The sequence below is a fragment of the Sporosarcina sp. Y1011 genome, from assembly GCF_057669885.1.
In genome coordinates, this window is record NZ_JBYHFP010000015.1 from 25,486 (window position 1) to 48,830 (window position 23,345).

The 23,345-nt window shown below is 39.5% G+C and carries 19 protein-coding genes; 8 read left to right on the forward strand and 11 right to left on the reverse strand.

All coding sequences use genetic code 11. The features are described from left to right. Positions 1–83: 83 nt before the first annotated feature. Complete coding sequence (locus tag AC25Y5_RS14480) at positions 84–1,340, forward strand: Nramp family divalent metal transporter (RefSeq protein ID WP_488140903.1); 1,257 nt, start codon at positions 84–86, stop codon at positions 1,338–1,340. A gap of 947 nt (positions 1,341–2,287) precedes the next feature. Here the strand turns inward: AC25Y5_RS14480 and AC25Y5_RS14485 are convergent. The 3 genes from AC25Y5_RS14485 to AC25Y5_RS14495 form a co-directional block, all read right to left on the reverse strand. Then, positions 2,288–2,974 (reverse strand): GDSL-type esterase/lipase family protein, encoded by a 687-nt coding sequence (locus tag AC25Y5_RS14485; RefSeq protein ID WP_488140904.1) that lies wholly within the window; start codon positions 2,972–2,974, stop codon positions 2,288–2,290. Positions 2,975–3,765: 791 nt separating this feature from the next. Continuing rightward, a complete protein-coding gene (locus AC25Y5_RS14490) occupies positions 3,766–4,374 on the reverse strand; it encodes a competence protein ComK (protein WP_488140905.1) in 609 nt (202 codons plus the stop codon). A gap of 595 nt (positions 4,375–4,969) precedes the next feature. After that, positions 4,970–5,839 carry an alpha/beta hydrolase family protein gene (locus AC25Y5_RS14495; RefSeq protein ID WP_488140906.1) on the reverse strand — a complete coding sequence of 290 codons (870 nt, stop codon included), beginning with the start codon at positions 5,837–5,839 and terminating at the stop codon, positions 4,970–4,972. A 279-nt stretch (positions 5,840–6,118) separates the two neighbouring features. Here AC25Y5_RS14495 and AC25Y5_RS14500 point away from each other — a divergent pair, with 279 nt between their 5' ends. Then, a complete protein-coding gene (locus tag AC25Y5_RS14500; protein WP_488140949.1) occupies positions 6,119–6,529 on the forward strand; it encodes a GlcG/HbpS family heme-binding protein in 411 nt (136 codons plus the stop codon). Positions 6,530–6,634: 105 nt separating this feature from the next. On the opposite strand, the gene AC25Y5_RS14505 is transcribed toward AC25Y5_RS14500, so the two are convergent. Together AC25Y5_RS14505 and AC25Y5_RS14510 are read right to left on the reverse strand one after the other, a co-directional pair. After that, positions 6,635–7,717, reverse strand: a complete 1,083-nt coding sequence (locus AC25Y5_RS14505) for an NAD/NADP octopine/nopaline dehydrogenase family protein (protein WP_488140907.1) — start codon at positions 7,715–7,717, stop codon at positions 6,635–6,637. A gap of 654 nt (positions 7,718–8,371) precedes the next feature. Further along, entirely contained in the window at positions 8,372–8,818 is a 447-nt protein-coding gene (locus AC25Y5_RS14510; protein ID WP_488140908.1) for a GatB/YqeY domain-containing protein, read from the reverse strand. A gap of 151 nt (positions 8,819–8,969) precedes the next feature. Between AC25Y5_RS14510 and AC25Y5_RS14515 the strand changes: the two genes are divergently transcribed. Next, the gene (locus AC25Y5_RS14515) at positions 8,970–9,191 is read left to right on the forward strand and encodes a hypothetical protein (protein WP_488140909.1); all 222 of its coding nucleotides are present in this window, start codon (positions 8,970–8,972) and stop codon (positions 9,189–9,191) included. A gap of 66 nt (positions 9,192–9,257) precedes the next feature. Here AC25Y5_RS14515 and AC25Y5_RS14520 read toward each other — a convergent pair whose 3' ends face one another. Beyond that, the gene (locus AC25Y5_RS14520) at positions 9,258–10,421 is read right to left on the reverse strand and encodes an acyl-CoA dehydrogenase family protein (protein WP_488140910.1); all 1,164 of its coding nucleotides are present in this window, start codon (positions 10,419–10,421) and stop codon (positions 9,258–9,260) included. Positions 10,422–10,621: 200 nt separating this feature from the next. Here AC25Y5_RS14520 and AC25Y5_RS14525 point away from each other — a divergent pair, with 200 nt between their 5' ends. The 5 genes from AC25Y5_RS14525 (at position 10,622) to AC25Y5_RS14545 (ending at position 15,559) form a co-directional block, all read left to right on the forward strand. Beyond that, the gene (locus tag AC25Y5_RS14525) at positions 10,622–11,374 is read left to right on the forward strand and encodes an amino acid ABC transporter ATP-binding protein (protein WP_488140911.1); all 753 of its coding nucleotides are present in this window, start codon (positions 10,622–10,624) and stop codon (positions 11,372–11,374) included. Positions 11,375–11,390: 16 nt separating this feature from the next. Then, positions 11,391–12,236 (forward strand): transporter substrate-binding domain-containing protein, encoded by an 846-nt coding sequence (locus tag AC25Y5_RS14530; protein WP_488140912.1) that lies wholly within the window; start codon positions 11,391–11,393, stop codon positions 12,234–12,236. A 67-nt stretch (positions 12,237–12,303) separates the two neighbouring features. Further along, positions 12,304–13,002 carry an amino acid ABC transporter permease gene (locus AC25Y5_RS14535; protein WP_482102150.1) on the forward strand — a complete coding sequence of 233 codons (699 nt, stop codon included), beginning with the start codon at positions 12,304–12,306 and terminating at the stop codon, positions 13,000–13,002. Positions 13,003–13,028: 26 nt separating this feature from the next. Further along, positions 13,029–13,754, forward strand: a complete 726-nt coding sequence (locus AC25Y5_RS14540) for an amino acid ABC transporter permease (RefSeq protein ID WP_488140913.1) — start codon at positions 13,029–13,031, stop codon at positions 13,752–13,754. Positions 13,755–14,191: 437 nt separating this feature from the next. Beyond that, positions 14,192–15,559 carry an amino acid permease gene (locus AC25Y5_RS14545; RefSeq protein WP_488140914.1) on the forward strand — a complete coding sequence of 456 codons (1,368 nt, stop codon included), beginning with the start codon at positions 14,192–14,194 and terminating at the stop codon, positions 15,557–15,559. Between the two features lie 264 nt (positions 15,560–15,823). Here the strand turns inward: AC25Y5_RS14545 and AC25Y5_RS14550 are convergent, their stop codons facing one another. From AC25Y5_RS14550 to AC25Y5_RS14570, 5 genes are all read right to left on the reverse strand, one after another. Beyond that, entirely contained in the window at positions 15,824–16,144 is a 321-nt protein-coding gene (locus AC25Y5_RS14550) for a histidine kinase dimerization/phospho-acceptor domain-containing protein (protein ID WP_488140915.1), read from the reverse strand. Between the two features lie 6 nt (positions 16,145–16,150). Further along, positions 16,151–17,401 (reverse strand): hypothetical protein, encoded by a 1,251-nt coding sequence (locus tag AC25Y5_RS14555; protein WP_488140916.1) that lies wholly within the window; start codon positions 17,399–17,401, stop codon positions 16,151–16,153. Between the two features lie 349 nt (positions 17,402–17,750). Next, complete coding sequence (locus tag AC25Y5_RS14560) at positions 17,751–18,932, reverse strand: amidohydrolase (protein WP_488140917.1); 1,182 nt, start codon at positions 18,930–18,932, stop codon at positions 17,751–17,753. Positions 18,933–18,946: 14 nt separating this feature from the next. Continuing rightward, entirely contained in the window at positions 18,947–20,335 is a 1,389-nt protein-coding gene (locus AC25Y5_RS14565; protein WP_488140950.1) for an MFS transporter, read from the reverse strand. A gap of 322 nt (positions 20,336–20,657) precedes the next feature. Further along, a complete protein-coding gene (locus tag AC25Y5_RS14570) occupies positions 20,658–23,174 on the reverse strand; it encodes an EAL domain-containing protein (RefSeq protein ID WP_488140918.1) in 2,517 nt (838 codons plus the stop codon). Between the last annotated feature and the right edge of the window lie 171 nt (positions 23,175–23,345).

Sequence of the window (23,345 nt, forward strand, 5' to 3'; positions counted from 1 at the left end):
CAGGGTTTTCCACCCATATTAGATTGAATATTCGGATTTAAATAAGTTATAAATCACTTGTAGAAAAGGATGGTGTAAAAGCTATGGCCATACTCGATGAAGAAAAAAAACAAACATCTGGGAGAAAATCCTTGAAAGATAAGTTAAAAATTATTGGACCAGGCGCTATTATTACTGCCTCCTTTATTGGACCAGGTACAGTAACAACTGCAACACGTGCAGGCGCATCCTTCGGTTATGCAATTTTATGGGCGGTCGTTTTTTCCATAATTGCTACAATTGTTTTACAAGAAATGGCGGCTCGTCTAGGAATCATAACGCAAAAAGGGCTAGGAGAAGCGATTAGCGAGCAGTTTGCCAATCCAATTTTAAAATACGGTTCAATGTGGCTTATTATGATTGCAATTAGTGTCGGCTGCTCAGCTTACATCGCCGGCGACCTTCTCGGTACGTCACTCGGGGTTTCAACACTTACAGGCACCTCACCAAATGTGCTTGGACCGATTATTGGTGTCATCATATTAATACTCGGCTTGAGTGGCAGCTATAAACTGATTGAGCGCGTAATGATTGTTCTCATCGCCATTATGAGTGTTACATTTATCACGACGATGATTGTCGCAAAACCAGATCTGGGAGAAGTATTTCAAGGGGCATTCATCCCTACGATTCCCTCAGGATCAATCATTATGATCATTGCGTTAATCGGGACAACGGTTGTTCCTTATAACTTCTTCATTCACTCAACAATGGTGCAGGAACGTTGGAGTAAACCATCTGATTTAAAAGAAGCTCGCTGGGATACAATTATCTCTATCAGTGTGGGTGGTCTGATTACTGCAGCTATTTTAATTACAGCAGGTGCTATGATTCGCGGAACGGAAGTCAACAGTATTGCCGATTTAGCAATACAACTTGAGCCTATTTTTGGATCATGGTCAAAAGTATTCATTAGTATCGGGTTGTTTGCGGCGGGGTTCTCTTCTGCTATCGCTTCACCATTAGGGGCAGCAATTACAATCGGTAGTGTTTTGAAATGGAAAGGCGGAATGAAAGACAAACGATTCAAAGCTGTATTTGTTGTCGTTATGGTCATCGGTATTTTTTCATCTGGACTCGGCTTCGAACCACTGGATGTCTTGCTTTTCGCACAGGCCCTAAACGGTATTTTACTGCCAGTCATTACGATTATGCTATTAATTATTATGAATAACAAAAAACGCCTCGGTGAATTTACTAACTCAGTCAAATTAAATATCATCGGCGGTCTCGTCGCATTAACATGTACAGGTCTTGGTATCTATAGCATCGTAGACGCCATTAGAATGTTTACTTCATGAAAAGCGGAAGGCGCCGCTCAGCTCCGAAAGGCATAAGAAGGGTCGGCGGAGCGGCGTTCTTTGCCGCATAGCCGAACCGAATTATGACCCGAGGAGTTGGCGCCTGAAGCTGGATCACAAGAAAGGCGGAGGGCGACGCACAGCTCCGACAGGCATAAGACGGGTCGGCGGAGCGGCGAACTTTGCCGCATAGTCGAACCGACTTATGACCCGAGGAGTTGGCGCCCGAAGCTGGATCACATGAAAAGTGGAAGGCGTTGCGGTTTCCTACTGAGCATTATCGGTTCGCTTTGGACAAAGTGAACGCTACACCATTACCGGCAAAACAAGCGCTAAGATTAGTGACTTCGTCACTAATCTTAGCGCTCTTTTCGGTAATCCTGTAACGTTAGTTGCCCGTCGCTCCCCTATAATGGTCAAGTTAAAGGGGCTCATGCTTTTTCAAATGAAAGAATAGATGCTTCTCTATCTATTTTCAATGCGCCCGAAGATACAATTTCGGGCGCTGCCTCCACTTCACTGGTTTTTTCGTTGCTCATTAAAATGAAAAAACAATTGTAACAACGTGATAGTAGGAGATATACTCTTCCTAGGATTCTCTATAAAAACTAGAAAAGAAATCACTATATAAGTTACGAGCAAGCAGCCGAAATTTTATCTTCGGCTGCTTACATTTTAATAAAGTAGGTGTTTATTCTTTCATTACCAAAACCTCAATCATTTGTAATACGGTCGTTTTTGGAGATTGTTGGATAGGCTTCAGCTGCAGGGTTTCTGAAAAGAGGAATAGCCGAGAAAGTGACGAGGTCGCTTTCTCGGCTATTCTTTATCTTCCAGTAAAAATGTAAGCGGAAGTACTGTACAAAGCGATTCTGAAAAATTAGTATGCACACATGTCACTTTTGTTTGTACTTAAACACTGTTGAGGAAATTAGCCTTCTTGAGAGTCATTCGATATAGCCTCTGATTTCATCTGCCCAAACCATGTAGGCTTTACCATTTAAATGGAGTCCATCTTCAGTATATGTAGGCTCCAGCACGCCGCTTTCATTTTTAAATTTATGGTGGATGTCTATGTATGCAACTTGATGAGTAGCTGCCAACGCTTGAATTTGTTCATTTAATGCATTAATCGTTTTGTTTTCCAAATCACGTGTACCTTCTTTAACGGGTAAAACACTTTGTATGAATAGCTTAGCGTCGGGAGCTTGTTCCTGTAATTTCAAAATAATTTGTTCGTAATTCTCAATCGTGTCTTTTGTTTTCTTATCATAAATCAGGTCATTTACACCAATCAGTAAGAAAATTTGTTTTGGCTTCAAATCAATGATACCGTCTAGCCTCTTGAGTAAACCCTTCGTCGTATCTCTTTCAATTCCCCGATTAACAATCAATTTCCCGGGAAAGAGTTCGTTCCATAGGCTTCTTTCAGTTATGCTGTCCCCTACAAAAACAGTATCTACATTTTGGGTTTCTACTTGTTCGAATAAGGAAACCCGCTCACTGTACTTCGTCTTGGCCGTGGTATGTCCATTGCCGGTCGATTGTGGGTCTTTGTTGGTAACAACTAGAAATACGGCAAGGATTCCTATATTTAACGCTATGGATAATAGTAACCATTTATTCTTTTTCAAATCGTGTACCCCTTTTTCCCTAGTAAATATGTTGAAATAAAATATCCCATTGAGCCCGCTATGGCTACCACGAAGTCGCGCCTTCGCTGGATAGTCTTGTTAGAAAGTGTATTTCGTTATCAGGGATAAGATTTGCATCTTTAGTGTCAAAATCTGAGTGAAAGCATTTTACAACGGTAGCAATAGATGGAATGAATCAGAAATCCCCCTAATACCGCTTCGACGCTTTGTGGATGCCTCCCGCGATAAGCCAGAAAGGAGATCACTTTCAGTCTTATCACTCCGGCTACCACGAAGACGCGCCTTCGCTGGATGGTCTCTATGTAAGAAAACTCATTTCGTTATTCGGGATTAGGCTTGCAATGTATAGTGCGTCGTTCTTTAATAAAATTAAAATCAAATAGTAATCACATTATAATCTCAGTGCATACATCTCAGAATTACTTTCAATAATGGAACACTCCAGCGCAGGCGCGGCAAAGGGGTAGCCGAAGCCCTGAGACTGGATGCGAAGCGCTAATCCAGGCTCATGGCGAGAGGCATCCCCAAAGCGCCAAGCGATCAATAATCCACACACCGAATTACAACTCACTCTCAACAATATGCACCCTAGCGCAAGCGCGACAGGGGGTAGCCGAAGCCATGAGACAGGATGCGAAGCGCTAATCCAGGCTCAGGGCGAAAGGCATCCCCAAAGCGCCAAGCGATCTAAACTCTACACTCCGAACCAAAACGGCTATCGTATTAATATATATAATTGCGAGAAGCATGTCGAACAATAGAACAACAAACTAGTCGTCTTTTCCATAATCGTATTGCGCGTGTATTGAAATTATATCAAAGTTTTTTCCTTTCTCTACCTTTGAAATGATGTAAATCCCTTTGGTTTCGTTGGCGTTCGTCGGTGCACTCTTCTCTGTCGTCTTCAATGTGGTCTTCGTTCTGGCCTCAATCAATCCCTTTAGATTGTAAGCTTTCTGTATTTTTTTATCAAACGATGCTTTGCTCATCTCGACAATGATAATACTACCATCACTCATGACTACCTTTGTGCGTATATTTGGCAGCTTAATGGTTTTCTTAATATGATGCAGCGCAAACCAGATGCAGTCTTCTTTTGCTGGTGATTTGCTTGGAAACCAATAAAGGTCGAGTTTTTCGTTTATAATAACAGGATACATTCTGCCATCCCCTAAAATCATATTTGCGCCTTCTCTAGCACCTTTTAGACTAGACCCGTAGTACTTTAAGTTAAAATCGATAAGTTCAGTCGGCCCAGCCTTTACGTCAAATGAAGACGTATCATTCAAAACGAATGTATATAGTTCGCCAAACTCATTTGTCTTTGGTAAAAATAAAATCGTATTATAATCCATCACATAGTCAGTAAGTTTCTCCATTTCTCTTCCCCCGTATCAAATATAGTATATTTTCATTAAAAAAGAGTATACTAGCTACAGGATGGAATAATTCCCCTTTATACTCCTTATGATTTTCTCCCTAACTTTTCTCACCCCCTCTACGACGTAGCCATGCAGTCCATAATTCTCTTTCAACTCTACTTTTTCATCAAATAAAATAGCACTAGATGTAACCGCTTCCATTTGATTGCGTGTATTTACGACTAGTAAAACTCGTCACATATAGTACTTTTATTTACCAAAACGGAACAATCACCTATAAAACTAGTCATATCATATCATGAACATTTAGATCATACAGTGCAGTTTCGACAAATAAACCAATATACCTTCTTTTAATTTGAAAAGTTTAAATAAACACACTATTTGTCGTATCTCCTAACACACATTTATAGATGTCTCCGTTGTGAAGTCAACAATTCAAACGAATACCTCCAAAAATAATATATCTTAAAATGGGTACAAAAATTGGAGAGACACCAGGATAGGCTCCTGTGTCTCTCCAACGTTTCAATCTATTCTAAGCCAAATTTGACTGGCTTTGATTAGGCATTACACAATTGCGTTGATCAACTTACTGTTGTTTTGCCAATACAGGTGCTAGTGCTTCTTTATCGTGCGAAGCATGTAATTTCACCATCGTGTTTATTCTCCAAGGATGCTCCTTCAGCTTTTCAAGCCAGTCAAAAGAAGTCTGAAATAATTCATTTTCGTACGTGTAGCTTGAAAAGGTATGATCCGCACCTTCGATATAATGTGTGTTTATTGGTTTTGGGATAGGTCGTTGTTGCAATGAAGCGAAATAACGGGCAGTATGTTCTTTCGGAATGTCCTCGTCACTTTTTGCATGAATGACCAATGCTGCCTCTTTAAAAGAACGAACGGATTCAAGAGGATGATGATTTTTCAAATCAGTTAAAAATGCCTGACTCACGTAAAAACCATGATAATCTACTCCCCCATTTGTGCCTGCGGTTTTAATAGCACGTTCACCCAAAATTTGCGAAATATCTTCATACGGTCTACCCACCGGCGACCATAAAATAAGCCTGCGAATACGACGGTCTAGAGAAGCAATTATCGAAGCGACAGCACCCCCAAGGCTGTGGCCAATCAAAATAATATTGTTTGCATCCACTTCTTTAATAGTCGACACATAACGGAGTACAGCTTGAACCTCGCTTAACTGCTTCGTGACTGTGACATCTCCATAATCGCCGTCACTTTCCCCACAACCGCTAAAGTCAAAACGAAATACACCATACCCCCGAGCCGTAAAATACCTGGCCGCTTTAACAAATAACCGATGTTCGCCCACTTTGCTCCCAACAAATCCGTGTAGTAAAACAATGAGTGGAACTTTTCTATGATGAACATTCTCTGGGAGATGAAGCACTCCGGAAAGTTGTAATTTATTCGCATAAATTGAAATTGATTTATTCATAGAATCAACCTACTTCCTCTATTTTATAAACTACATTAAGTATACCTGTTTACTTGGTATTATACATATGGAACATTCAGAAGTCAATGTAGATCGTAAAGGAGAAGGCTACAAGCAAATTAGACAATTTAAGAATTTAATATTTGAGGAATATTTCTAAAAGGTACAGCGCTCAGATATCTGAAAATTCCGCCTAGCTATGTTAGACTGAGTGGGGTCATCTAGGTGACAGCAAATGGGTCCATTAACTACAACTCGATTGAAAGAGGTGCAGTTTACATGGGAAAATTAACATTGGAAACAGCGAAAAAACTAATTGAAGCGGCAGAGCAAGAAGCAACCAATTTAGGAGTGGCTATGGTCATTTCTGTAGTGGATGAGGGCGGTAACTTGAGAGCCGTTCATCGCATGGACGACGCTTGGATTGCCAGCATCGACATCTCACAAAACAAAGCATGGACATCCGTCGCATTAAAAATGCCAACGAGCAATTTGGAACAGGCAACAGTCCCTGCAGCTGAACTCTACGGTTTGAACACTACAAATAACGGCCGTTTGGTCATTTTTGGCGGCGGTTTCCCATTGATGAAAGACGGCAAAGTTTTAGGCGCAGTAGGTGCAAGCGGCAGTGCTGTGGCGAATGATGTCAAAGTTGCTGAAGCAGCAGTTCAGGCATTCGAGAAATTGTAAAACGGTTTTGTATATAGATAGACAAAAGCCTTCCACAGAATCCATTGATTCTTTGGAAGGCTTTTGTATTAAAATGCAATTCAATTTAAATACATAGGTTCTTTTTCAACCTACTGAAACAGCAAGCGTGCCGATTATCTTCTCTAAGTTTTCTTTACCTAGTAATTCGACAGTCCTCGCATTCTCCCTAAAATCCGTCGCAAGAGCAGCAGACGCGATGTTGATCAAACCTGTGCACGTAGGCGTTTTGACGTCTAACATCTGCCCCAAAGATTCCAACAATACGAGACCTTCAGGAACGTCTTCCGTAATAAATCTTGAATCCGCTACAAATGGACCTTCTGGTGAACTGTTTTTAGCATATGTTAAAAATGCTTCTTTCGCATCGATTGTTCGATTTTCAAAATTACGGAATTTGCAGGCTTCCACGTAAGGCAATCGTTTCGCCCCTACTTTCTCCAGCACATCCATTTTTTCTTTATCAAGGCTTTCTACCATATTCCAGACGTGGGGTGTGAACACTTCTTTGTACATCCAATAGTCGCCTTCCGTATATTCAATTCGAGGAATACTCATAATTCCTCCGATCGTATGGACAATTAAATTGGGGTTGTGGAGAGCAGCTTCGATGACTGAATCGAGGTAAACAAAATGATAGTGTAGCGTATCTAACTTTTCTTGAATAACTTTTTTGTCTTTTTCCGTATAAATTGCAATCGGATTTCTAACATTTTTAAACAAAATCTTCACTTTACCAGGTTCAATAATTCTACAGTCAATTGGTGAGCTTTGTGCTTCAACAATTGTAAATCGCTTTTTCTTTTCATGTTTCAAGAAATAGGCTGTTGATAAATAACCCGGCTCAAGCAACACGATTTGGTCTTCATTCATGAAAGGTATTATACGCTTAATAACTTGTTCATGGTAATTTGTTTGGACATAAATAATAATCATTTCAGCATTTTTGATTGCCACTTCAACATCCGTCGTCACTACATCTAGATGGACTGTATTTTCTTCCTTACCATCCACAATAGTGATTTGACCTTTATGATTCGTTAGGTAATCAAAATTTTCGTTATGCAAACTCTTTGAAGTCTTTAACAAAGTGACTAGATGACCCTTACGTTTCAAATCAGCAGCGATTGTTGTTCCACCATGTCCTGCTCCTACAACTGTGATTTTCATAAAAATCCCCCCAGTAATTTGATAAATTCTATGCAACTCTATGAACGTTACTTTTTCCAGAAGTTTCCTCTCTAGTTATCTACTATACCACTGTTTTCATTATTTTTCATTAATTCTGAAAACAATAACACCCTTAACGTCTCGTGTTGATGTGAAGGTGTTCATATACTGACGCGTGTAAGTTACTCGATTATACAAACACCGCAATGTGATCACCGGAAACTCCTGGAGGTTTTGTTGGACACTTTTTGGAGTTGAATGGGCACTTAGATAGGTTCGTTTGATACTCCGCCAAGTTGGTTGGACACTTGGATAGGTTCGTTGGACACTTCACGGGACTGGTCGGAAACTCCACCAACGTTGTGTGTAAGATACACCATTTCCCTCCTGAATAAAAAAAGCGGAAAGTTACGGAATATTTATCCGTAACTTTCCGCTTTTCTAGTGATCCAGCTGCAGGCGCCAACTCCTCGGGTCATAGGGCGGTTCGGCTATGCGGCAAAGAACGCCGCTCCGCCGACCCGTCTTACGCCTGTCGGAGGCCTACAGGATGTAGGTCATGCAGTAGGGAAGGATTGAACTGCATCCTTCCTTATTGCCGCAGGACGCGGCGAACTTTGACTGTCATCCTTTTTCCAGGCGCCTTCCGCTTTTCTATAGCAACTCTTTAACAACTTTACTAATCAAAGCGCCTTCTGTTTTGCCTTTTAGCTCTGACATGGCGAGGCCCATTACTTTGCCCATGTCTTGCTTGCCGGAGAAACCATTTGCTTCGATGATGTTTTTTACGATTGATTTGACTTCCTCTTCGCTGAGTTGCTCGGGTAGATACGATGTGAGCATTTGTATGCGGTTTTCAAGATTGGTGATCATTTCGCTTTTGTCGGATTGCTTCGCGTACATTAGGGACTCTTGCGTTTGCTTGATTTCTGTTTGGATGATTTGCATCACTTCTTCGTCGGCAAGCTCATTGCCGTCGTTTTTATCGATTTCCTTTTTTTGAATCGTGCTTAATACCAAACGAATGCTTGTTAGTTCTTCTTTGTTCTTGGCTTTCATGGCTTCTTTCATCGAATCCTTCAATTTTTGCTTAAGTGTCATTTAAATAACTCCCTTTCCTTACTATTAGTATAACCTAGGTTGATTCCATTTAAGAAACGAACGATTTATATTTTATCGGTGTGGTGTAATACTCGCCCTAACACTCCTGCGAAGCATCGCACATATAGTAGCTTCAAGGGGGTGTTTAACTATGCCAAGTTTTAAAAGTGATGTATCACTATTTCTTTATTGTATTTTAGCAGCTTATGCAATTCTCGGACTGATACTCCTTGTTCCGACATTACTCACTGGACCATTTACTTTATCGCTCATTGGGATCGGGGTTATTGTCGTGATCGTTGTCGTTGTCTTGTTTGCGCTTGCAATTATTTTAAAAGGTCTCGCACACCTTTTAAAAAGTTTCAAACACTAAAATTCCATTAAAAAAAGACAGCAGCTTGTATGAATAAGCTGCTGTCTTTTATAGGTACCTGAAATCTTACTTCGACTCGGCTTCTTTGATTGCCTCTTGAGCTAATTTAGAAATCGTCATATCGTCCATCGGTGGATTATGTAGACCGGCTCGTACATCACGATAATACCTTTGCAATGGATTAGACATTTGAAGACTCTTGGCTCCGACCAATCGCATCGCTTTATCGACAATTGTAATTGCTGAATTTGTCACGATATGCTTAGCAGCAGCCAGCTCATTCGTTAGTTGTTCACGACGCGCGTCATTATCTACAGCATCTGCCACGCTGTAAAGGAAGTGTCTTGCTTTCATCAGTTCTAAGTCCATTTGGCCAATTAAACTCTGGACATTTGGCAATTGACTAATTGACCCTTGTAAACTATTCGGGGAATATTCGACTGCAAATTTCACCGCATAGTCACGAGCTGCTTGTGCAATGCCGAGGTAACAAGCGGGAATGTGCAGAATCCACGGGTTCAACGTATTGCCCCTAGGACCTTGGTTGAATTCTACAAATTGCTCTTCCGAAACTTCAACGTTGTCTAGCACTAAGTCATGGCTCTCTGTTCCCCTCATCGCCACAACGTCCCATGTTTCTTTGATGGACAAGCCTTGTGAATCTCGTTCAACTAAGAAGAAACCGATGCCCTCTTTCTCTTCAATCCATGCAGACACTAGAAAATGTGTTAACACGGGTGACATCGTCGTAAAGTTTTTTTGACCCGTAATCACCCATTTACCATCTCGTTTCACGGCATTTGTCCCAGGACGTCCACCACGAGTTGGACTACCCGTTTGTGCTTCACTCACTGCGCGATTCACTAAAGCCCCGTCCAAAATCTCTTGTGCAAATGAAGTTAATAGATCTTCACTCCATAATTTGTTCTCATATAATTCTCCGACGACACCTTGGTGCCAGCCAATTGCTAACCCTGTAGCGCCGTCAAAACTAGCAATCGTTTCTTGGAATAAAACCATGTCACGCACACTGATACCCTCGCCACCATATTCTTTCGGTAACGTTAGTTTCGTATAACCGAGGTCAACAAGTGCTTTTATATTTTCTTTCGGAAATCGAGTCTGTTCATCGTTTTCTTTCGAATGACTTTTAAAAGCTTCCTCATGGTTCATGAGTTTTTCAAGCCATTCTTTTTGAAATGCATTTTCAATAAATACCTTTTTCGACATATAGGACACTTCCTTATTAGTTTGTTAAATCTATAACGTAAGTAGTATGTCTGCGCCTTACAAGGAACAGCGGATTCATTGGGATTCTTTTTTCAACATAACTAGTATATCCGCATAATGTCTACTTTACAACTAGGAATACTTATGCTATTGTATGTACTGTTATGATGCATTCAGTAAATCGTGGGAGGGGTGGGAAATTGATAACCTTAAAGAATATTAAAAAGAGTTTCAATAAGAATTCGGTGCTTCATGGCATTGATGTAACTGTGAACAAAGGAGATGTCTTGGTGATTGTTGGACCAAGTGGATCTGGTAAAACAACCCTCCTTCGTTGCATAAATTATTTAGAAAAGCCTGATGAAGGTAGCATTTCAATCGATGATTTTTCCATAGATGAAAAAAGTGCCACGAAAAAAAACATCCTAACGTTAAGAAGAAAAACGGCTATGGTTTTTCAACATTATAATTTATTTAAAAATAAAACTGTGATTGAAAACATTATGGAAGGCCTTCTCGTTGCGAAGAAAATCAACGTAGATGAGGCACGTCAGATTAGCATGGAACTTCTTCAAAAAGTGGGTCTTGAAGATAAAGCAAATGACTACCCAACGCAACTTTCAGGCGGACAGCAACAGCGCGTAGGAATTGCTCGCGCACTGGCATTGAAGCCTTCTGTATTATTATTCGACGAACCAACATCTGCACTCGATCCCGAAATGGTTGGAGAAGTTCTTTCTATTATAAAGAAAATTGCGGATGAAGGAATTACGATGATAATTGTAACACATGAAATTGACTTTGCCCGAGATGTGGCTACTGAAGTTATTTTCATGGCGGATGGGCTTGTTGTTGAACAAGGTACACCGAAAGATGTATTGGTCCATCCAAAACACGATCGTACGAAACAGTTTTTGAAAAGACTTACACCAGAACCAGAATATGAAATTTAAGAAAGAAGGCATACACATGAAACGTAAATGGCTAGTACTATTAGGAGTAACGATGTTCCTGGCTATTCTCGCAGGTTGTTCAAATGAAAGAAGTACAACAACGGAAGACGGAAAAAAGGTCATTAAAGTCGCATTAAGCGATGAAGTCAATCCTCCCTTCCTATTTACAGACGATGAAAACAACCCGATTGGCTACGACATGGACTATTTAGCAGAAGTTGAAAAAAGATTGCCAGACTACAAATTCGAATACGTCTTTGGTGAAGAAGAATCCAATTTAGTAGGTCTTGATACAGGTAAAGTTGACATGGCAATTAACTGGTTTTTCAAAAATCCAGATAGAGAAGAGAAGTTTCATTATCCAAAAACTGAATACGGCTATTCTCTTACTTCACTAATTACGAAAACAGACACAGATGATATAAAAACATTAGATGACATGGTTGGCAAAAAGTTCACGCCTATGTCAGCTGGCGGTGGGCTCCGTTCAATATTAAACGGGTACAACACAAGTAACCCTGATAATCCTTTAACAATTGAAAGCATGGAACACCCTTCAAATGCAGATAACTTAAAGCGCGTTGATGAAGGAAAAGCAGATGCGATTTTCCTCAACAAATCGACATTTGATGCTGTTCAAGAATCACTTAACTTGGATTTAAAAGTAGCTGGAATCGTTTCAAAAGAACCTGTTTTTGTTGTTTATAATAAAAACAACACTGAATTAGCCGATCAAATCGAAGCAATTACAATCGAATTGACTGAAGACGGAACACTCTCGAAACTATCCGAAAAGTGGTTTTCGACGGACTTCTTCCAAGACCTCGACTACATCAATGAAAAAGGGTTCAGCTACAACTAATACTGGAAATCGCATTGGATGTAAAACACCAATGCGATTTCCACATATTTCTTAGGTGGTGTGAAAGATGAGCTCGAGTTTGCAAGATTGGATTGACATATTCGTTAGAGTACTGGATAAACTCCCGCTAACACTACTGATGACAGTAATATCCTTATTCTTCGCGTTACTCATAGGTTTAGGTATTGCGATTATACGAATTCAGAAATACCGGTTTCTCTATGGAATTGCAACAATATATTTATCATTCACAAGAAGTACACCTTTGTTGGTACAACTGTTTCTAGTCTATTTTGGACTCCCCCAATTACTACTGGTCATTAACGTAGATATTAATCATTGGGATCGGCTGTTCTTTGCCATAATGGCCTTCTCATTTCATACAGGTGCATTTATGTCAGAGGTTATCCGTTCAGCCTATTTAGCCGTTGGAAAGGACCAATTCGAAGCAGCCTATAGTGTTGGAATGAGCTATTCACAAGCGTTACGAAGAATTATACTGCCGCAAGCCTTTCTGATTTCATTGCCTAACTTAGGTAACAACATTATCGAATTATTGAAAGACACATCTCTCGCCTTTACAATCGGCATCATTGATATTATGGGGCAAGTTCGAATCATCTTAGGCAATAATCACGGCATCGGCATGTTTCAGATTTACGTTGTGATTTCGCTTGTTTACTGGGCAACTTGCATTATTATTGAAAGTCTTGTCGGCTATGCTGAAAAGGTCTTCAAGAAAGGGCATGTTGGTCTATCGAAGTAATAACTTGTTGAGGATAGTGATAAATTATGGCTATTGTAGATTTTAAATTTGCGTTAGAGCAAGTACCCGCAGTGTTAAAAGGAGTACCTTGGACAATAACGATAGCCATTGTCGCGATGCTTTTCGGGCTCATTTTTGGTTTACTCATTGCTCTTTGCAGAATATATAAAATACCTGTATTAAATCAGTTATCCATTTTGTATATCTCGTTCATTCGAGGAACGCCCTTGATTGTTCAGCTATATGTCTTTTTCTACGGTGTGCCCGTACTCATCGATTACCTGAACCCACGCCTGGGTTTACAAATAGATGCTGATGAAATTCCGCCACTGCTATACGCGCTTGTTGCTTATACGATAAACACAGCCGCTTATCAGGCAGAAATCTTCCGTTCATCCATTAATGCCACAAATGCAGGACAGATGGAAGCTGCCTATTCGGTTGGGATGACAACGAGACAAGGTTTAACACGGATTATTTTGCCACAAGCGTTATTAATCGCATTGCCTAATCTAGGAAACGTATTTATCGGGCTCATTAAAGCAACCTCTTTAGCATTCGCTGTAAAGGTAGTAGAAGTATTAGCCATTTCCAAAATTATTGCGAACGATGGATACCGTTTCATCGAAATGTATTTAGTCGCATCCATTATCTATTGGATCCTTTGCCTCATCTGTGAATTTATCTTGTTTAAACTCGAGAAGAGAATGAGCCGTTCTGAAGTAAGAATGGGTCTGAATGCAACAGTTTGATAAAGGAATTTATGGAAGCCCCGTTTCTCATGGTTTGAGAGATGGGGCTTTTTTTGGTTGGAGACTTGCTGGGGTTCGTTGGATACGTTGATAGTTTGGTTGAAGACTTTACTGTTTGTTGGACACTCGTCGAGGTTCGTTGGACACGTTCTAGATTTAATTGGACACTTTGATGGTTTGATTGGAGTCTTCCCGGTTTGTTGGATACTTTCCTGAGTTGGTTGGACACTTGCTGGGGTTCGTTGGATAGTTTAGATAAAAAGTTATTGTCCGCAACATATTGATTATTCTTTTTTTTGAAAATTGTAAGCGTTTTCCTATTGTCGAATTGAGTATTATTATGTTAAACTTTCATTAGGATATTATTTTGCAATTGTTTGATACTTAAAACTTTCACAATTCAAACATCCTAGAAAAAGCAGAGAGTGGGAAATGTCATGCAAGAACAAGAATTGTCGAGGGGTCTAAAAAACAGGCACGTACAACTAATTGCCATCGGGGGGGCAATCGGTACCGGATTATTCCTTGGGGCAGGAAAATCCATTCATTTAGCAGGGCCGTCAATTTTATTTGCATATTTGATTACAGGTATAATTTGCTTTTTAATCATGCGCGCACTTGGAGAACTACTTCTAACCAATTTGAACTATAATTCATTTGTTGACTTTGTACAAGACTATATGGGTAATATGGCGGCGTTTGTTACCGGATGGACCTATTGGTTCTGCTGGATTTCAATTGCAATGGCCGATTTAACCGCAGTTGGGCTTTATACGCAGTTTTGGTTTCCGAACGTACCGCAGTGGATGCCAGGTTTAATTGCGCTTGTCATTTTGCTATTTATGAACCTTGCAACTGTAAAACTTTTTGGAGAAATGGAATTCTGGTTTGCATTAATTAAAATCATAGCGATTCTAGCACTTATTGTTATTGGTGTTTTCATGATCTTCAAGGGCTTTTCTACCGATGCTGGCCCAGCTAGTTTTACTAATCTATGGAGCCATGGTGGTATGTTCCCTAATGGTATTAATGGCTTTATTCTCTCATTCCAGATGGTTGTATTTGCGTTTGTCGGCATTGAACTAGTGGGCCTGACAGCAGGTGAAACAGAAAATCCGGAAAAAGTGATCCCGAGAGCCATTAATAATATCCCTATTCGGATTTTGATATTTTATATTGGCGCTCTTATTGTTATTATGAGTATTTATCCGTGGAACGCTATTAACCCACTGGAAAGCCCGTTTGTCCAGGTCTTCGTTGCAGTAGGTATTGCTGCAGCTGCTGGTATCGTCAATTTTGTTGTCTTAACATCCGCAGCTTCGGCATGTAACAGCGCCGTATTCAGTACAAGCCGGATGATTTACTCACTTGCCAAAGATAATAATGCACCTGTACCATTTACAAAACTGACTGCCAATAAAGTCCCTTCCAATGCATTGTTCTTTTCAACGATCATCATTCTCATCGCCGTTGTTCTGAACTATATAATGCCAGAAGGTGTATTTACACTGATTACAAGTATTTCTACAGTATGCTTTATCTTTATTTGGGGAATTACGGTCATCTGCCATTTGAAATATCGCAAAACGAGACCCGACCTTGCGAAAGTGAATACATTTAAAATGCCGCTTCATCCGTTTTCCAATTACCTAATCCTTGTTTTCCTAGCATTCGTTCTTGTCGTACTAGGACTAGCGGAAGATACTCGTGTTGCTTTGTTCGTAACGCCTGTTTGGTTCATTTTACTCATTGCGATTTATCTGATACGAAAAAACAAAAACCAGAGGAAAATACAAGTCGTTTGATATTTTAATCAGAATTTTAAGGTACCTGGTACTTACACAGTATAGAGCTGTGTAAGTACCAGGTATCTTTTTCATCGGGCTCACTAATGCAACCTCTTAGCATTCACTTAAAATGTTGGAGAAGCATTAGCCTTTTCCAACATTATCGCAAACGACGGATACCCTTTCATCGAACGCAAGAAAAAGGCAACCAAATTTTGTCAAGGTTGCCGTTCACATTATGCAATTACATTGTATTATGTGAATAACTTCATGTAAAGATCCCTAAATTTCCACAGAACTCTTAAGAACCTCCTGCATATCCAATTCTTCAAAAGTGAAAATTTGCGGTTTAGCTACAAGTAACAAATCATTTAATACTTCTTCTATCTTTTCAATTTCAAACATAACTACATCAAAGTTTTCATTTGGCATCCCTTGCTTGCTTAATTGTGTGAACCCTTTAATGGCTGTTAAGGAATTTCGTATTTCATGCGCAATACTTGCCGCAAGTTGGCCAACAACATAATGTTGGTCTGTACTTTGTATCAAATCTTTAGTTTTAGTTCGCTCCAATAAATCCCTGATTTCTACGTTGTTATGCATTTATTTTCATCCCCTTTTATTATGTCCATTACACATTAATAAAGGAGATTGTTGTGGAGGCTCCCCGGGAGGAGCATGAGCCCATTTAACCATTGCGTACTCATTCATAGATATCCACTTTCCCCCGCTTGAAGATTGTAGAATGTACACATCAACGATTCCCCAACTTAACTCACTTTGTCCCCCCGTTTCTAAAGTTGGGGATGTTGTAGCCGGTGTAGTTTTCATAATGATAGCCACCGGTAGACGATCCCACTTTTTACTAGGTTCAGTTGGAAGATTAGGATTACCAGCTTTTTTATTTTCTAACACGATATTTTTAGATTTTCCAAATGGGTCAATCAAACCATTCGTCTGTTCAAGCACTTTTAATTCCATTACAATCGAATGTCGGTCTACGGTAGTTGCTCCTAAAATAGAATCTAGGTCGAGGTTCCCCTCGCCATTCATACTGACTTCAATTCCATCATCCAAGCCGATATCACTATGTTTCTTCAGTTCGCTAGTATCGACTTGTTTATACAATACATTTGTCCCAATTTCAGGTGCTAAAGGTGTAATAGGATCCCTTTTCGGCACAGAACCGACATCTCGATTATGCTCTTTTGGGTTAGTGAAGACATTTCCATTCCCACTATTGGTCTTTTCATCCTCCTTATAAATTTCCTGTGGCATTTTTGCTACTTTAGCAACTGTTCTAACAGATTCAATGACCATTTCTAAAGGAACGTCGATTGTAGATTTCAGAGTTTCATTAGAAAATTCCCCTGTGTTTTCTACGACGATTTGACCATAAGGAGTTGTTTTCTTAACTGTTTCACTTACATCCTTGACGAACGGGGTGACGACAGGAACGGTTGGCAATCCATTTGCGACCGAATTTGTTGTGTCATTGACCGCATTCGTCACTTCAGAAGTTGTTTTCTCCACTGTATCGGTAACTGTCGTAATTAGTAAATTCCCTGTAGCCTCAACTCTGGAAGTGACAGGCTTACTTTCCGATGGTTTAGATACATTTGTTTCCGTTTGATACTGTCCATTAACTGTATCTTGTAGAACTGTTTTAATAGACTCTGTTTTCTCTTTCAACACATTGTCTACTTTCTTTACATTACCAAACAAAATGCTTCGAGATTTCCCAACTTTCTCGCCACTTGGAGGATCCATAGAAGCTCCCGTATTTTCACCATGAACGATAGTAGGTACGATTAAGAATAAACCGAAGCAAGTCATCAAAATAAGGAATATCCTCCTCAATTAATTCACCCCCTCCCTCGTCAATTATTGGAAATATTATACCATTCACCCATTTATAGTGCTAGTCTTATATAACATTCAAATATGAAGTTTGGGTTATTTTAATGATGGAAGTGAAAATTACTGCGTCACACTACGATTGCGTTTCCTGAATAGGTACATTTTGGTTGGATATTTCCTGGATTTTGATGGATGCTTCGGGGTTTTCGTTGGAGGCTCCATCGTTTGTTGGACACTTTCCAGGGGTGGTTGGACAGTTGCTGAGGTTTGTTGGACCCTCGGCAGACATTCATTCGACAAAACACAAAAAAGCCGTTCAATAAACACTTATTGAACGGCTTCTACCACCTTATTCCTGCATACTACAAACAACTTGTCCAACGGCTTTTGCTGCAACTAAGAGTGCATCTTCGTCGATATCAAACTTTGGATGGTGGTTGAAAAAGGGTTTTTCAACGCCTTTGGGTGAACACGCAATATAAAAGAAACAGGCCGGGAATTTTTCAGCATAGTAAGCGAAATCTTCGGAAGGTGCCATTGGGGGCAGTTCCTTTACCTCTGTAATTTCTTTTATATTTGCATTTTTAAGCGCTTCGGCCACTTTTTCTGTAAGCTCAGGATTGTTGTATAAGGGTGGATAATCTGGTGTATAGGTAAGTTCGCAACTGACATCGAACTCTGTTTCAAGCCCTTTGACTAATCGTTTAACTTCTCGTTCAATCGTTTCTTTCGTTTTAACAGTCATATAACGGATATCGCCTTCCAGCTCCACACTGTCTTTAATCACATTAAACGTCCCAGCTCCATCAAATGAGCCAATCGTAATGACTCCAACGTCGAATGGACTTAATCTGCGACTGATGATGGTTTGAACTGCGGTTACAAAATGAGCACCCGCGACAATTGCATCATTTGCTAAGTGAGGTGATGATCCATGTCCACCTCTGCCTTGAATTTTCAATTTCATGTATGCCCGTCCATTGAATGCATAGCCTTTATTGTAACCAACCACTCCAACAGGGGCAATTGGTAATAAGTGAATTCCAAACACTTCATCCAAATCATCCAGCAGTCCCGATTCGATAATACTTTTCGCTCCGCCTGGTGGAACCTCTTCAGCATGCTGATGAATGATTGTAATGGTTCCGGATAGTTCAGATTTCAGTTGTATTAAACAATCCGCAAGTACTAACAAATAAGCTGTATGACCGTCATGTCCACAGGCATGCATGATACCTTCATTTTTCGACTTGAACGGCACGGGCGTTTCTTCCACAATGGGAAGAGCGTCAAAGTCTGCGCGCAATCCAATTGTTTTTCCAGGTTTTCCACCTACTATTTTCACAATAATGCCGTAACCATTCCCGACATTTGTTTTTATTTCGACGTCTTTTCCTTTATAAAAGTCAGCAATATACTGAGCCGTTTTTTGTTCTTCAAATGATAATTCAGGATGTTCATGTAAAAAACGACGAATTTGAATCATTTCATCTTTACGTTCATCCAACATGTCCATTAATTTTTCTCTCATACCTTAAACACCCCTTATTTACCTACGCTCTTACCTGCATTATTTGGAACCATGAAGATAATTGATAACAACGCGATAACCGCGAAAATCACATTGGCAATAATACCTCCAGTTGCCGCTGCATCTACCCCACTATTGGCTGCAATCATCGCATAGACAGTCGCAGATATCGCAACCCCGAATGCAGAACCGAGAGAACTTGCCATTTTATAAATACCCGATGCTGCTCCAATTTTATCGTCAGGTGCATTCGAAACCGCGGTGTCTGTAGATGGTGTTGCATAGATCCCTAACCCTAAACCAAACAAAGCGAATCCTATAAATACAACGACTGTGTAAGCAACGTCTGGTAAGAAGGTTAAGCCCATCACCCCAACTCCGATAAGCGTCAAAATTGTACCCCAAAGCATTGGTTTTTTCGCACCAATTTTTTGAAGAATCTTTTCTCCAACACGAATCATTGCAAGTACGGCAATTAGATATCCTATGGACAGCATACCCGATTGAAACGATGTAAAACCCCTTCCTTCTTGGACATACGTATTCGCAACAACCAGCGTTCCGGCAACAGCATTGAGCAAGAAGTTTGAAACAGTTGCACCCGTGTATGGCGCGTTTTTAAATAACCCAAAATCGATAAGCGCATTCGATTTACCCTTTTCAACTTTTATAAAGCCAATTGCACCAATGACTGTAACAACTAACAGTACGACCGTAACCCAGTTTGTCCAACCAATTTCAGCACCTTGTGTAATGAAAATATTCAATGCTAACAGTGTGACAACGAAAACAATTAGACCACTGACATCAAATTTAGTATTACCCGTTTGCTTCGCTTTACTTTCAGGCGTGTCTTTTATTAACCACAATGCAATAATTGCAAAGATAATGGAGAAGATGAAAATCCACTTCCATCCCATATACGTTGCAATCGCTCCGCCAAATAACGAACAAGCACCAGAACCACCCCACGAACCAATTGACCAGTAACTAAGTGCTCGTTGACGTTCCGCCCCTTCAAAGTAATCTTTTATGAGGGCAATCGTTGAAGGCATAATACAAGCAGCCGATAAACCTTGAATGACCCGCCCCAGAATGAGTAATATCGAACCATTTGCTAACACTAAACAAAGTGAACCAATGATACTTAATAGCAGACCGATATTCGTTATTTTCTTCCGACCAATTTTATCGGCAAGTCCACCTGCAGCGACGATAAAAATACCCGAGAAAAGTGCTGTTAAACTAATCGCAATGTTGACCGTCCCGGAAGAAACGCCTAAATCCTCCTGAACTGCAGGAACTACATTGACCATCGCTTGAGCAAAAAGCCAAAATGTTAGGACCCCAAATACAATCCCTGTAATCAATTTATTGGTCCCTTTATATGCAGTTGTCATAATTTGCACTCCCTCATTTTCATTCATTACTTCATTGTTTACAGAACGAGTACTTCTATGCATGACTACAGTTTGTTGGAGACTTTACGAGGTTGGTTGGACAGTTGCTGAGGATTAAAATGGTGAAACAAACTTTTTTAAACGCTAAAAACAAAACGGCTGTCAAACGAATTTTCGTTTGACAGCGTATAGTTTTTTATGGTCATTCTAAGTTATAGATAAATAAGCAAAAGAATTGCAACCAATTATTGACAGGTCGCCTTCCTCCATCACTTTATACAATTAACCGAGTAGCCTCATGCACAGCTATCTAATATTAAAGACATTACAATTCCCTAAAGTATTTTCCCACACTGTCTGTTATGAAAGGATGACCTGGTAAGAGTGGGTCCTTTTTCAACTGTAATTGGAATTGATTGAAATGCTTTATTAAGTATTCTCTTTGCTTCTCATCAACCATAAAGCTTATACCGTAACAATAGAGGTTTTCATGTTCTGCATCATACGCAATTGTCCCATAAAAAGTCATATCTACGTTCATTATTTTTAGTTGAAACTTCAATATAATATCCGATCTCACAGGAAGTTTGATGTTCGAAATAAAACGTAATCCGCCCGGTCCTATGTTTTCAACGACTATTTTTGTATTTCCCAATTGAACTTTTTTCCCATTCAATTCGGACACCGTCATTAATGCTTCGAGTGGGTACTTCAGATCAATTCTAAAATGCTTTCTTCTTTCTTTAATTGGCACTGATTCAATTTCAGGATTCAATTTCCCGGTTAATAACTTCATAATATTATCTTCTGAAACAGGCCTACTATATAAATACCCTTGAATCCAATCGCATTGTAGCGTAGATATAAATCCCTGCTGTTCTATCGTTTCGACACCTTCCGCTACGACTTTTATGGAGAGCCTTTTGGCTAACTGAATAATTGAAGTTACAATTTCAGCGCTATCCTTATCGGAAGGAACGTCCTTTATCAAGTCTCGATCTATTTTCAATATGTCCGGTTTTATATCTCGTAAACTTTTAAATGACGAGTAGCCTGTACCAAAATCATCAAGCGAAATTTGTATACCCAATGCTTGCAATCTCTTTATTTTCCCCAACACTTTTTCTTCTTGATCCATCAACGTACTTTCGGTAATTTCAATGTTAAGCCATTTTGGATCTAACTTATTTTCTTGTAAAACACTAGTAATCATATCCACCAAACCCGTTTGTAAAAACTGCACAAGTGACAAATTAACCGAAACCTGAATGAAATGTCCAGCATTATGCCACAAGCATACATTTTTACATGCCGTCCGCAATACCCATTCGCCGATTTGAGTGATCAATCCAGACTCTTCGGCCAGCGGAATAAATTCGTCCGGAGTAACGATTCCCCAATCGGGATGATTCCAGCGAATTAGCGCTTCTACACTACCTATTTGATTCGTCTGCGCATGAACAATCGGTTGGTAATAGACTAGAAATTGATTGTCATCTAATGCATACTTGAGCTCATTTCTTAAAGAAAAAGTCTTGTATGTCGCGACATCGGCTGTTGGTGAAAAAAGTTGATACTTATTATTTCCCGCTTTTTTCGCTAGGTATAATGCTAGACCCGCATTTTTCAGTAGTGAAACGGTGTCATCTCCGGATTCAGGATACATACTAATCCCAATACTCGTCGTAATGAAAAGAGTATAGTCCTTAATGTCAAATGATTGCTCAAAAACTTGCAGAACCTCGTTAGCAATTTGTTCAATTGAATGAACATCTAGAAGGTTTGTCGTTAAAATCGCGAATTCGTCTCCGCTTATTCTCGCTATCATTTTCACGTTTTTAGTAAGCGTATTTTTTAATTTTCTTGCGATTTCAATTAATAAAAGATCACCTATATCATGACCTAATGAATCATTTAAAAATTTAAATCCATCTAAATTAAGGAACAATACGGCGAACTTTCTCTTATCGACATTCGCTAGTCGAATTTCAAGATCCAACCCATTTTCAAAAGCTCTTCGATTTGGTAATTCAGTTAAATAATCATGGTAAGCCATATAGTGAATTTCGCGCTGTTGCTCTTTTAGTTCAGAAATGTCATGGACATTGAAAATAATTCCATTCACACTTGGTGTAGTAAGAAGATTCGTATAGATGACCTCAACGTCACGCCATTCTCCATTTTTATGCTTTAATTGAAGCTCTACCGTGAACGGAGTGTTAGGTCGGTTAAGAACTTCTTTGAATTTACCCTTTTTCAATTGAAGGTCATCAGGATGCATCAAATCAAAAAAGTTTTTCCCGGTAATCTCTTCTACTTTATAACCAAGGACAGCCTCAATTGATGGACTTTCAAAGACGATTGTTCCATCTGAATCAAGGATGCCAATAATTTCATGAGAATAATGAATTAATGATTGTAGTTTTTCTTGCATTTCTTGTTTATCGGAAATATTATGTGTTAATCCATAAAAACCGATTACTTCATCATTTTCTAGTTGAATGGGTGTCAGCGTAACATCAACGTGAATGATTTTACCTTTTTTATTTAAGACTCTATAATTTACATATTGGGCTTCTCCGTTTAACACGTTGGTGAAATAACCTTCTACCCTTTCTACATCTTCTTTATAAATAAAGCTGCTATACTTTTTTCCAGTAATTTCTTCAACGTTAATTCCGGATAATTGGTTATTATCCCCACGGACATTCACAATTACTCCTTTTAGATCAATAACAACGAGAAGAATATCAGGAGAATTTTCAAAGATTTGAGGATAAGAACTTTTTTCCTTATCCAAATAAGCCATTAACTGTTTCTTTTTATTTATTCTTGAAAGCAATTTTACCCCTCCTTACCGAACATTTATTTATAATATGTAAATTAGTATATTCCTATCATATTGAAAGGCACCTGTGTATGGTTGACTTCCTCTTCCGGCAATCAATCTTAATTACTCTATTACTGTAATTTTTCTGAATTATACAATCATCATATCATATTACACTTGTAG

Bases quoted from the DNA above. Each gene is read 5' to 3' on its own strand.
- AC25Y5_RS14480 (WP_488140903.1), top strand. From the start codon at position 84: ATGGCCATACTCGATGAAGAAAAAAAACAAACATCTGGGAGAAAATCC.
- AC25Y5_RS14490 (WP_488140905.1), bottom strand. From the start codon at position 4,374: ATGGAGAAACTTACTGACTATGTGATGGATTATAATACGATTTTATTT.
- AC25Y5_RS14495 (WP_488140906.1), bottom strand. From the start codon at position 5,839: ATGAATAAATCAATTTCAATTTATGCGAATAAATTACAACTTTCCGGA.
- AC25Y5_RS14500 (WP_488140949.1), top strand. From the start codon at position 6,119: ATGGGAAAATTAACATTGGAAACAGCGAAAAAACTAATTGAAGCGGCA.
- AC25Y5_RS14505 (WP_488140907.1), bottom strand. From the start codon at position 7,717: ATGAAAATCACAGTTGTAGGAGCAGGACATGGTGGAACAACAATCGCT.
- AC25Y5_RS14510 (WP_488140908.1), bottom strand. From the start codon at position 8,818: ATGACACTTAAGCAAAAATTGAAGGATTCGATGAAAGAAGCCATGAAA.
- AC25Y5_RS14515 (WP_488140909.1), top strand. From the start codon at position 8,970: ATGCCAAGTTTTAAAAGTGATGTATCACTATTTCTTTATTGTATTTTA.
- AC25Y5_RS14520 (WP_488140910.1), bottom strand. From the start codon at position 10,421: ATGTCGAAAAAGGTATTTATTGAAAATGCATTTCAAAAAGAATGGCTT.
- AC25Y5_RS14530 (WP_488140912.1), top strand. From the start codon at position 11,391: ATGAAACGTAAATGGCTAGTACTATTAGGAGTAACGATGTTCCTGGCT.
- AC25Y5_RS14535 (WP_482102150.1), top strand. From the start codon at position 12,304: ATGAGCTCGAGTTTGCAAGATTGGATTGACATATTCGTTAGAGTACTG.
- AC25Y5_RS14540 (WP_488140913.1), top strand. From the start codon at position 13,029: ATGGCTATTGTAGATTTTAAATTTGCGTTAGAGCAAGTACCCGCAGTG.
- AC25Y5_RS14545 (WP_488140914.1), top strand. From the start codon at position 14,192: ATGCAAGAACAAGAATTGTCGAGGGGTCTAAAAAACAGGCACGTACAA.
- AC25Y5_RS14550 (WP_488140915.1), bottom strand. From the start codon at position 16,144: ATGCATAACAACGTAGAAATCAGGGATTTATTGGAGCGAACTAAAACT.
- AC25Y5_RS14560 (WP_488140917.1), bottom strand. From the start codon at position 18,932: ATGAGAGAAAAATTAATGGACATGTTGGATGAACGTAAAGATGAAATG.